This window comes from Falsiroseomonas sp. (assembly GCF_051859025.1).
In the GTDB taxonomy this organism is placed as follows: domain Bacteria; phylum Pseudomonadota; class Alphaproteobacteria; order Acetobacterales; family Acetobacteraceae; genus Falsiroseomonas.
On the sequence record NZ_JBHYGL010000012.1, the window covers coordinates 446,286 to 454,270 of the forward strand.

Annotated in this window: 10 protein-coding genes; 6 read left to right on the forward strand and 4 right to left on the reverse strand. The window is 71.4% G+C overall.

All coding sequences use genetic code 11. The features are described 5' to 3' along the window. Window positions 1-71: 71 nt before the first annotated feature. From ACTIE5_RS14400 to rpsU, 4 genes are all read right to left on the reverse strand, one after another. Window positions 72-503, reverse strand: coding sequence for a BLUF domain-containing protein (locus ACTIE5_RS14400; RefSeq protein ID WP_439550378.1), 432 nt, complete (start codon window positions 501-503; stop codon window positions 72-74). Window positions 504-596: 93 nt separating this feature from the next. Beyond that, window positions 597-1,013, reverse strand: a complete 417-nt coding sequence (locus ACTIE5_RS14405; protein ID WP_439550379.1) for a BLUF domain-containing protein — start codon at window positions 1,011-1,013, stop codon at window positions 597-599. 89 nt (window positions 1,014-1,102) lie between these two features. Next, window positions 1,103-2,389 (reverse strand): aspartate aminotransferase family protein, encoded by a 1,287-nt coding sequence (locus ACTIE5_RS14410; RefSeq protein WP_439550380.1) that lies wholly within the window; start codon window positions 2,387-2,389, stop codon window positions 1,103-1,105. Between the two features lie 302 nt (window positions 2,390-2,691). After that, window positions 2,692-2,895 carry a 30S ribosomal protein S21 gene (gene rpsU, locus ACTIE5_RS14415; protein WP_007006360.1) on the reverse strand — a complete coding sequence of 68 codons (204 nt, stop codon included), beginning with the start codon at window positions 2,893-2,895 and terminating at the stop codon, window positions 2,692-2,694. 211 nt (window positions 2,896-3,106) lie between these two features. On the opposite strand from rpsU, the gene def reads away from it, so the two are divergent. The 6 genes from def to ACTIE5_RS14445 all read left to right on the forward strand — a co-directional run bounded on the left by def (window position 3,107) and on the right by ACTIE5_RS14445 (window position 7,847). After that, window positions 3,107-3,637, forward strand: coding sequence for a peptide deformylase (gene def, locus ACTIE5_RS14420; RefSeq protein WP_439550381.1), 531 nt, complete (start codon window positions 3,107-3,109; stop codon window positions 3,635-3,637). After that, a complete protein-coding gene (locus tag ACTIE5_RS14425; protein ID WP_439550382.1) occupies window positions 3,634-4,230 on the forward strand; it encodes a COQ9 family protein in 597 nt (198 codons plus the stop codon). Before def ends, ACTIE5_RS14425 begins: the two co-directional genes overlap by 4 nt. Window positions 4,231-4,516: 286 nt before the next feature. After that, window positions 4,517-5,044, forward strand: coding sequence for a hypothetical protein (locus ACTIE5_RS14430; protein WP_439550383.1), 528 nt, complete (start codon window positions 4,517-4,519; stop codon window positions 5,042-5,044). Between the two features lie 29 nt (window positions 5,045-5,073). After that, window positions 5,074-5,778: an ATP12 family chaperone protein gene (locus ACTIE5_RS14435; RefSeq protein ID WP_439550384.1), complete on the forward strand. Its 705-nt coding sequence runs from the start codon at window positions 5,074-5,076 to the stop codon at window positions 5,776-5,778. Continuing rightward, window positions 5,775-6,050 carry an acylphosphatase gene (locus ACTIE5_RS14440; RefSeq protein WP_439550385.1) on the forward strand — a complete coding sequence of 92 codons (276 nt, stop codon included), beginning with the start codon at window positions 5,775-5,777 and terminating at the stop codon, window positions 6,048-6,050. The genes ACTIE5_RS14435 and ACTIE5_RS14440 overlap by 4 nt, the downstream gene beginning before the upstream one ends. 348 nt (window positions 6,051-6,398) lie before the next feature. Then, window positions 6,399-7,847 carry a DEAD/DEAH box helicase gene (locus tag ACTIE5_RS14445; protein ID WP_439550386.1) on the forward strand — a complete coding sequence of 483 codons (1,449 nt, stop codon included), beginning with the start codon at window positions 6,399-6,401 and terminating at the stop codon, window positions 7,845-7,847. Window positions 7,848-7,985 lie beyond the last annotated feature (138 nt).

Here is a 7,985-nt window from a genome sequence, read left to right on the forward strand (position 1 = left end):
GCCTGGCCATCCGGCCAGGGCAGGGAAGGGGGGCGCGCAGGCGTCCCCCTTTTTCGTGTCAGGCGGCGCCGTCACGCCGCCTGGGGCATCCCGCCGAAGGGGGTCGCCGCGAAGGCCGCGGGCCCGCCCCGCACCACCCCGCGCAGGGTGAGCACGAGGCTCATCGCATCATGGCCCGCGCCCATCTCCGGCGGGATCATGTCGAGGTCCGAGAGATAGGCCATCGTCCAGGTGGCGAAGCAGCGCGCCGGGGTCGGCGCCTGGTGCAGCAGCCGCAGGTCGTGGTGCCGCTCATCCTGCCGGATCAGGTCCAGCATCCCCGCCACCATGTCGGGCGGGCCCTCCAGCGTCTGCGCGAAACGCCCATTGCCGGACACCAGCAGCCCCGACAGCCGCCAGATCGCGTTCTTGGGGCGGGACACGCCCAGGATCTGCTCCACCAGCGCCTCCTCCTCCAGATGCATCGTCCCGGCGGCGCGGCGGCTGGTGTAGATGATTCGCATCAACGGAGCGGATCGGCCTTGCATGGGATTTCTCGCGTATGGTGACGCGCGTATCTTATCTGGGACGACCCTTCCGAGAGGTTACCGCCCGTCTCAGGTGCTCAGCGCCCCCGTATGTATCAGCGCCCGCAGTCGCATGAGCATCAGCAGGGAAGCATTGCCATCCGCGAATTCCGGCGGCACCTGGTCCAGGTCCCGCAGCAGGGCCATGCTCCAGGCTGGGAAGATGCGGTCTTCCACCACCTCCACCTCCACGATGCGCATGGCGGTGTGGCGGGTGTCGCGCTGGATCACGGCCAGCAGGCCGCGCACCACCAGGGGCCGTCCTTCCAGCACCTGGGCGAAGGCGCCCTTGCCATGCACCAGCACGCCGGTGACGCCGCGGCGCGGGTTGTTGCGGCGCGCGGAATCGACGATGCGCGCCACCGTCTCTTCCTCGGTGGCCAGCGCCTCGCCATGCAGGCGGCTCGTGTAGATCACCCTGTGCAGCCGCCGATCGCCTGAATCCATGCTTCCAGTCCTGGCCCCATTCGCCTGGCGCTGGTGTCGTCCCGCTTTGTGAACGGCGGATTGCCCAGGGGGTGATCACCCCGGAAGGATCAACCCGGGCGGGCGGGCAGGCGCCGCATGGCGCCCCGGAAGGCGTCCAGCGCCTGGTCGATGTCCCGGTCCTCATGCGCCGTGCTGATGTAGTATTTGCTGTCGCCCTTCAGGATGCCGCCGGCGCGCATGGCCTGGTTCACATGCGCGGCCATCGCCCTGTCCGCCCGCATGGTGGCGCGATAGTCACCCACCGTTCCTTCCGCGAAGACCAGGTCGAAGAGCGGCGGTTCACCCACCGCCTGGGCGGCGATGCCGGCCTGCGCCACCTGGGCCTCCAGCCCCGCCATCAGGCGGCGGCCGGTGGCGAAGACGGCGTCGTAGGTCCCGGGCCGGCGCAGCACTTCCAGGGTCTTCAGCCCCGCCACGGCGGCGATGGGGTTGCCGGACAGCGTGCCCACCTGCATCAGGAAGCGGTCCTCGCCCACCGCCGCGCGGTCGAACAGCGCCATGATGTCGGCCCTGCCCACCACCGCCGCCAGCGGGAAGCCGCCGCCGATCACCTTGCCCAGCGTGCAGAGATCGGGCGTCACGCCGTAATAGGCCTGCGCCCCCCCATAGGCGAAGCGGAAGCCCGTCACGACCTCGTCGAAGATCAGCACGATGCCGAAGCGCGTGCAGAGGTCGCGCAGCCCTTGCAGGAACCCCGGCGCCGGCGGGATCAGCCGCTGCAGCGGCTCCACGATGATCCCCGCGATCTCCTCATGCCGCGCCTCCACCAGCCGCGTCACGGCATCGAGGTCGTTGAAGGGCGAGACCAGCACCTCATCCCGCACGGATCGCGGAATGCCCGCGCTGTCCGGCACCGCCTGCGGGAAATTCGCCAGGTGCTTGGGGGCGAGGGACATCAGCCCGTAGTCGCTCATGCCATGGTAGCCGCCCTCGAACTTCACGATCCGGTCGCGGCCGCGGAAGGCGCGGCCCAGGCGCATGGCATAGAGGTCGGCCTCGGAGCCGGAGGAGACGTAGCGAAGCTGCTCCGCGCAGGGCACCGCCTCCACGATCGCCTCGGCCAATGCGATCCCGGCCTCGTTGTTGGCGAAGAAGGTGGTGCCGCGGGACAGTTGTTCCCGCACCGCCTCCAGCACCTCCGGATGCCCGTGCCCGATGAACATCGGCCCGGAGCCCAGCAGGAAGTCCACATATTCGCGGCCGGCGACATCCCACACCCGGCCGCCCTGGCCATGGCTGAGGATCACATCGCCCGGGAAGTTCCCGAAGGTCCCGCCCGGCAGCACGCGCCTGGCGCGCGCCCGCAGCGATTCCTCCCGGTCCATGCTGTCCATCGGGCCCATCTCCGTCGAGTCGACGGAAGTAGAGGGTAGCAGCGCTTGCGGGACAAGCCGTGGCGACTGTCCGTTCAGGGCACAAACGCCGAAAGCCGCGTCATGCGAAGGCAGAAGCCATCGCACCGCGGCTATCCAGCGCAGTTCTGAATCCGGGCTGCGTCACCCGGGATCAGCGATCCTGTGATGCACCCCCTAGGCGGGGGGCGATCCCTCGCGAGGCTTTGCCCCGCGTTCCTGGTCTGCCGGCCCGCCCGGAACCCGGCGCATGCGCCGGGGTTCGGGTCAGCCGGAGGAAAGGCTCAGAAGCCTTCCCGCTCCAGGCGCTTCCGCTCCACCTTGCGGGCGCGGCGCACGGCTTCCGCGGCCTCGCGGGCGCGGCGCTCGGACGGCTTCTCGTAATGGCGGCGGAGCTTCATTTCACGGAACACGCCCTCACGCTGGAGCTTCTTCTTCAGCGCCTTCAGGGCCTGGTCGATGTTATTGTCGCGGACGACGACCTGCACGCGGTGGAACCTCCTTGGTTCACTGGGGGTTGATATCAAGAAACGCGGATACGCGTCGACCGGTTCCGGACTGGCCGGGACCTGCCGACGCGAAGGCGGGTGCCATAGCATGGGGCGGCGCCGAAGCGAAAGACCCTCCCGCACCGCGCGGCACGCATTACCTTATGGCGCGCACACCGCCAGCGCCCGCAGCATCCGGAATACAGCCGCCATGGCCATCCTGAAGATCGCCCGCATGGGCCATCCCGTCCTCATCAAGCCCGCCTTGCCGGTGGCCGACCCGACCGCGCCGGAGATCCGCCGCCTGGTCGCCGACATGGCCGAGACGATGGAGGACGCCCAGGGACTCGGCCTGGCCGCCCCCCAGGTCCATGTCGGGCTGCGCCTGTTCGTCTGGCGCGGCGGCGCCGGGAACATCCTCGCCCTCATCAACCCGGAGCTCGAAGCCGTGGGGGAGGAGACGGAGGATGCGTGGGAGGGCTGCCTCTCCATCCCCGGCCTGCGCGGCTGCGTTCCCCGCGCCGCCCGCATCCGCTTCCGCGGCTATGACATCGACGGCCAGCGCGTGGAGGGCGAGGCCGCCGGCCTGGCCGCCCGCGTCATGCAGCATGAGGCCGACCACCTCGACGGCGTCCTCTACCCCATGCGCATGCCCGACCTCGCGCTGCTCGGCTTCACCGAGGAATTGTCCCGCGCCGCCACCCAGGCCCGCGAATCCGCCACCCAGGGAGACGCCCGATGATCGAACGCAGCGAGGACCGGGACAGCGCGCTCCGCGCCACCCTGCCGCATGTCCCCACCCTCGGCTGGACCCGCGCGGCACTCGCCGCCGGCCTGGCCGATCTCGGCCGCGACGCCCTGGAACAGGACTGGCTCTTCCCCCGCGGCCCGGTGGAGGCGATCGAAGCCTGGTGCGACCTGGCGGACCGGGACATGGAAGCGGCCGCGACGGCGGAGGACCTCTCCGCGCTTCGCACCCCTGCCCGCATCCGCCGCGTCATCGTGATCCGGCTGGAACAGGCGGTTCCGCACCGGGAGGCGATTCGCCTGGCGCTCGGCCACCAGTCGCTGCCCTGGAACGTGCCTTCCGCCATGCGGACCGTGGCGCGCACGGCGGATGCGATGTGGGCCGCGGCCGGCGATACCTCCGCCGATTTCTCCTGGTACACCCGCCGCGCGACGCTGGCCGGCGTCTATGGCGCGACGCTCGCCTTCTGGCTCCAGGACCAGGATGACGGCTTCCCGCGGACGCTCGCCTTCCTCGATCGCCGCCTGGCGGGCCTCGCGAAATTGCAACGGCCCAAGGCAGGTGCCGGGACGAAACGAGCCGCCTGACCCCGCGTTGCCGCCCCGCAACCCAAGCGGAGGCGACCCATGCGCGGCATCCTGTTGTGGCTGATCGGCATCCCCATCCCGATCATCCTCCTGCTCTGGCTTTTCGGTGTCCTCGGATGATGCTTCAACCGCGTGCAGCAGGCCCCGGATTGCGCTAGACTCTCCTTATTCCGGGGGTGCCGACGGGGCCGGGGGGTCCCGCCGCGCGCTCGGGTCGCGCAACGATGGTTGCGCCGCCCGGGCCAATGCGGCAGGCATGGCATCCTCATGGGGGAGTTCCCGCGCCATGCGTCGCGCCACATTTGCCTACCGCCTTCTCGCCGGCGTCCTCGCCACCGGCATCACCGGCCCCGCCCTTGCCCAGGCCTGCGTCCAGCCGCAGGAACGTTCGGCCTTCGAAATCCGCGCCCTGCAGAGCCAGCTCATGGTCACAGCCCTGACCTGCAGCCGTGACCAGGACTACAACGCCTTCGTGAACAAGTTCCGCCGCGAACTCGGCACCGCCTACACTTCCATCGAGGGCCATTTCCGCCGCACCTCCTCCGGGAATTTCCAGCGCGCGCGCGACGGCTTCATCACCCAGCTCGCCAACGACCATTCGCAGGACGGCCTCCGCCAGGGCACCGCCTTCTGCCCGAACTCGGTCGCGCTGTTCCAGGTCGCCCTCGCGCAGTCGGACATGAACTCCCTCGCCACCCTGGCGTCGGATCGCAACATCCTGAACCCGATGATCGCCCCCGCCTGCCCGGAACGCGCCGCGCCCACGCGCAACCGCCCCGCGGCCAGCACCCGCGCGGCCGCCCAGGCGCGCTGAGCCGCCAGGGCTGACGGCGAGGGCCGGGGATGAAGCGCTTCTGGGACGACGCCCGCGCCCAAGCGGCGGAGGGTGGCTACGCCATCCTCCTCGACGGTAAGCCCGTGCGCCTGCCCTCCGGCGCCCGCCTCCGGGTCGCCACCGCGCCCCTGGCGGAGGCGATCGCCGGCGAATGGCGCGCCGCCGGCGGCACCAAGGGCGGGGAGATGCGCCCCGAACAGGTGCCGCTGACGCGCCTGGTCGGCACGGCGGAAGAACGCATCGCGCCCGACCCCGCCGCCACCGTCGCCGCCATCGCCCGCTACGGCGAAAGCGACCTTCTCTGCTACCGCGCCACCGAATCGAAGCTGGCTTCGCGCCAGGCGGAAGCCTGGGACCCCTGGCTGTCCTGGTCCGCCCGGGCGCTCGATGCGCCGCTCCGCGTCACCACCGGCATCATGCCCGTGCAGCAGACCGACCAGGCGCTGCGCGCTTTGGCCCGCGCGGTGGAACAGCACCCGCCCTTGGTGCTGGCCGCCCTCGGCGTCGCGGTGCCGGCGCTGGGCAGCCTGGTGCTCGGCCTCGCCATCGCCGGCGGCCACCTGGCGCCCGAGGAAGCCTACCGCCTGTCGACGCTGGACGAGGCGTTCCAGGAGGAGATCTGGGGCACGGACCCCGAATCGACCGCCCGCCGGGAATCCGCCGCGGCCGATGTCGCCATCGCAGCCCGCCTCGTCAGCCTGGCCCACGCGTGAAGGCCCGGCTCCTCCGGATCGAGGGGCGGGTCCAGGGCGTCGGCTACCGTGACTGGGTGGTGAAGCAGGCGAACCGCCTTGGCCTGCAGGGCTGGGTCCGCAACCGCCCCGATGGCAGCGTCCAGGTCCTGGTGGCCGGGGAGGAAGGGGCCGTCCTCATGCTCCTCTCTGCCTGCCGCCGCGGCCCCATGCTGGCCCGCGTGGACCGGATCGACGAAAGCCTGGCCGAACCCCCCGGCCAGCCCGGCTTCCACCGCCTGCCGACGGGCTGACCAGGCGTTACCCTTCGGGATGTCGATAGTTCTTGTCCGGTTAACCATACTGTCCTATAGAGCGACTCGTCGGCGGGCCTCGTCCCGCCGCGCCCCGGCCGCGTGAGCGGGCCTGGTGCCGCCACCCCCGGATCCAACCCGGCGGAGGGCAGGCGCTGAAGGAGGCCCGGACCGGGGCGCAGCACGCGGATGATCGCCGAAGGGGGGAACAACCCCCAGGGTTAAAACCCAAGGGCAACCGCGCCTCAGTGGACAACATCGGACCGGCCCCGGCACGCGGGTGGGTCCTTCTGCCACCCTCCCGCCCGGCACCGCGCCGCGCGGGATGACCGGATTTGATCACCCTTCATGACGACCTTCGCCGAACTCGGCCTCTCCCCCCGCCTCCTCCAGGCGCTCGAGGAAGAAGGCTACACCACCCCCACCCCGATCCAGCGCGACGCCATCCCCCACGCCCTGAAGGGCCGGGATATCCTCGGCATCGCCCAGACCGGCACCGGCAAGACCGCCGCCTTCGGCCTGCCGCTGCTGCACCTGCTGGCCGAATCCAAGGGCCGCCCGCCCCGCGGCGGCTGCCGCGCGCTCATCCTCTCGCCGACGCGCGAACTGGCCAGCCAGATCGCCGACAGCCTGAAGGCCTATGGCCGCCACATGGGCCTGTCCGTCGCCGTCATCTTCGGCGGCGTGCCCCACGGCCCGCAGCGCCGCGCCCTGGCGCATGGCATCGACATCCTGGTGGCCACCCCCGGCCGCCTGCAGGACCACATGGATGAGGGCTCCGCGCGCCTCGACATGGTGAATGCCCTGGTGCTCGATGAAGCTGACCAGATGCTGGACAAGGGCTTCTGGCCCGCCATCCGCCGCATCCTGCCGAAGCTCCCCCAGCCCCGGCACACCATGTTCTTCTCCGCCACCATGCCGACGGAAGTCGCCAAGCTGGCCGGGGAGATTCTCCGGGATCCGATCCGCGTCGAGGTCGCCCCCGTCTCCTCTACGGCCGAGCGCGTGACCCAGCACCTGGTCGTCATCGAACAGGGCCGCAAGCGCGCCAAGCTGGCCGAGTTGCTGCGCGGCGAAGGCGTGGGCCGCGCCCTGGTGTTCTCCCGCACCAAGCACGGCGCCGACCGCATCGTGAAGAACCTGGAAGCCGACGGCATCAACGCCAACGCCATCCATGGCAACAAGAGCCAGGGCCAGCGCGAACGCGCTTTGGCCGACTTCAAGTCCGGCCGCGCGCCCGTGCTGGTCGCCACCGACATCGCCGCCCGCGGCATCGACGTGGACGGCGTGACGCACGTGATCCAGTACGACATGCCGGACACCCCCGAAGCCTATGTCCACCGCATCGGCCGCACCGCCCGCGCCGGCGCATCCGGCATCGCGGTGGCGATGTGCGCGCCCGACGAGCGCGAGAAGCTGTGGCAGGTGGAAAAACTGATCCGCATGCCCATCCCCGCGACCGATGAACGCCAGGACGTGTCCGTGCCCATGCACCGCACCCCCGGCCGCCCGGACGCGATCAAGCCCGCAGCCGGCGCCAGCCGCGGCCGCAACGCCGGCGGCCGAGGCCGCTCCGGCGGTGGCGGCGGTGGTGGCGCCCAGCGCCAGCAGCCCCGCGGCGGCGAAAACCGCCCCCGCACGGACGCGAAGCCCGCCACGCCGCGCGGCGACGGCGGCAACGCCCCCGTCCGCCGCCCCGCCGCCGCAGCCGCCGCCACCCCGGCCACCAGCCGCGACCGCGCCTGGCGCGACGGCGACTTCCGCGACGCAGCACCCGCCTTCCTGCGCAAGCGCTGACGTTAAGCCCTCTCCCCCTGCTTGAGGGGGGAGAGGGTAGGGTGAGGGGGCTGTGCAACCCGTCCGCCCTTTGAATTCAACGCCTTGGGGGGGGGGGCGCCCTCCCCCCCACCCCCCCCCCCCCGGGGGGGCCCCCCC

Bases quoted from the DNA above. Each gene is read 5' to 3' on its own strand.
- ACTIE5_RS14400 (WP_439550378.1), bottom strand. From the start codon at position 503: ATGCGAATCATCTACACCAGCCGCCGCGCCGCCGGGACGATGCATCTG.
- ACTIE5_RS14405 (WP_439550379.1), bottom strand. From the start codon at position 1,013: ATGGATTCAGGCGATCGGCGGCTGCACAGGGTGATCTACACGAGCCGC.
- ACTIE5_RS14410 (WP_439550380.1), bottom strand. From the start codon at position 2,389: ATGGACAGCATGGACCGGGAGGAATCGCTGCGGGCGCGCGCCAGGCGC.
- def (WP_439550381.1), top strand. From the start codon at position 3,107: ATGGCCATCCTGAAGATCGCCCGCATGGGCCATCCCGTCCTCATCAAG.
- ACTIE5_RS14425 (WP_439550382.1), top strand. From the start codon at position 3,634: ATGATCGAACGCAGCGAGGACCGGGACAGCGCGCTCCGCGCCACCCTG.
- ACTIE5_RS14430 (WP_439550383.1), top strand. From the start codon at position 4,517: ATGCGTCGCGCCACATTTGCCTACCGCCTTCTCGCCGGCGTCCTCGCC.
- ACTIE5_RS14435 (WP_439550384.1), top strand. From the start codon at position 5,074: ATGAAGCGCTTCTGGGACGACGCCCGCGCCCAAGCGGCGGAGGGTGGC.
- ACTIE5_RS14445 (WP_439550386.1), top strand. From the start codon at position 6,399: ATGACGACCTTCGCCGAACTCGGCCTCTCCCCCCGCCTCCTCCAGGCG.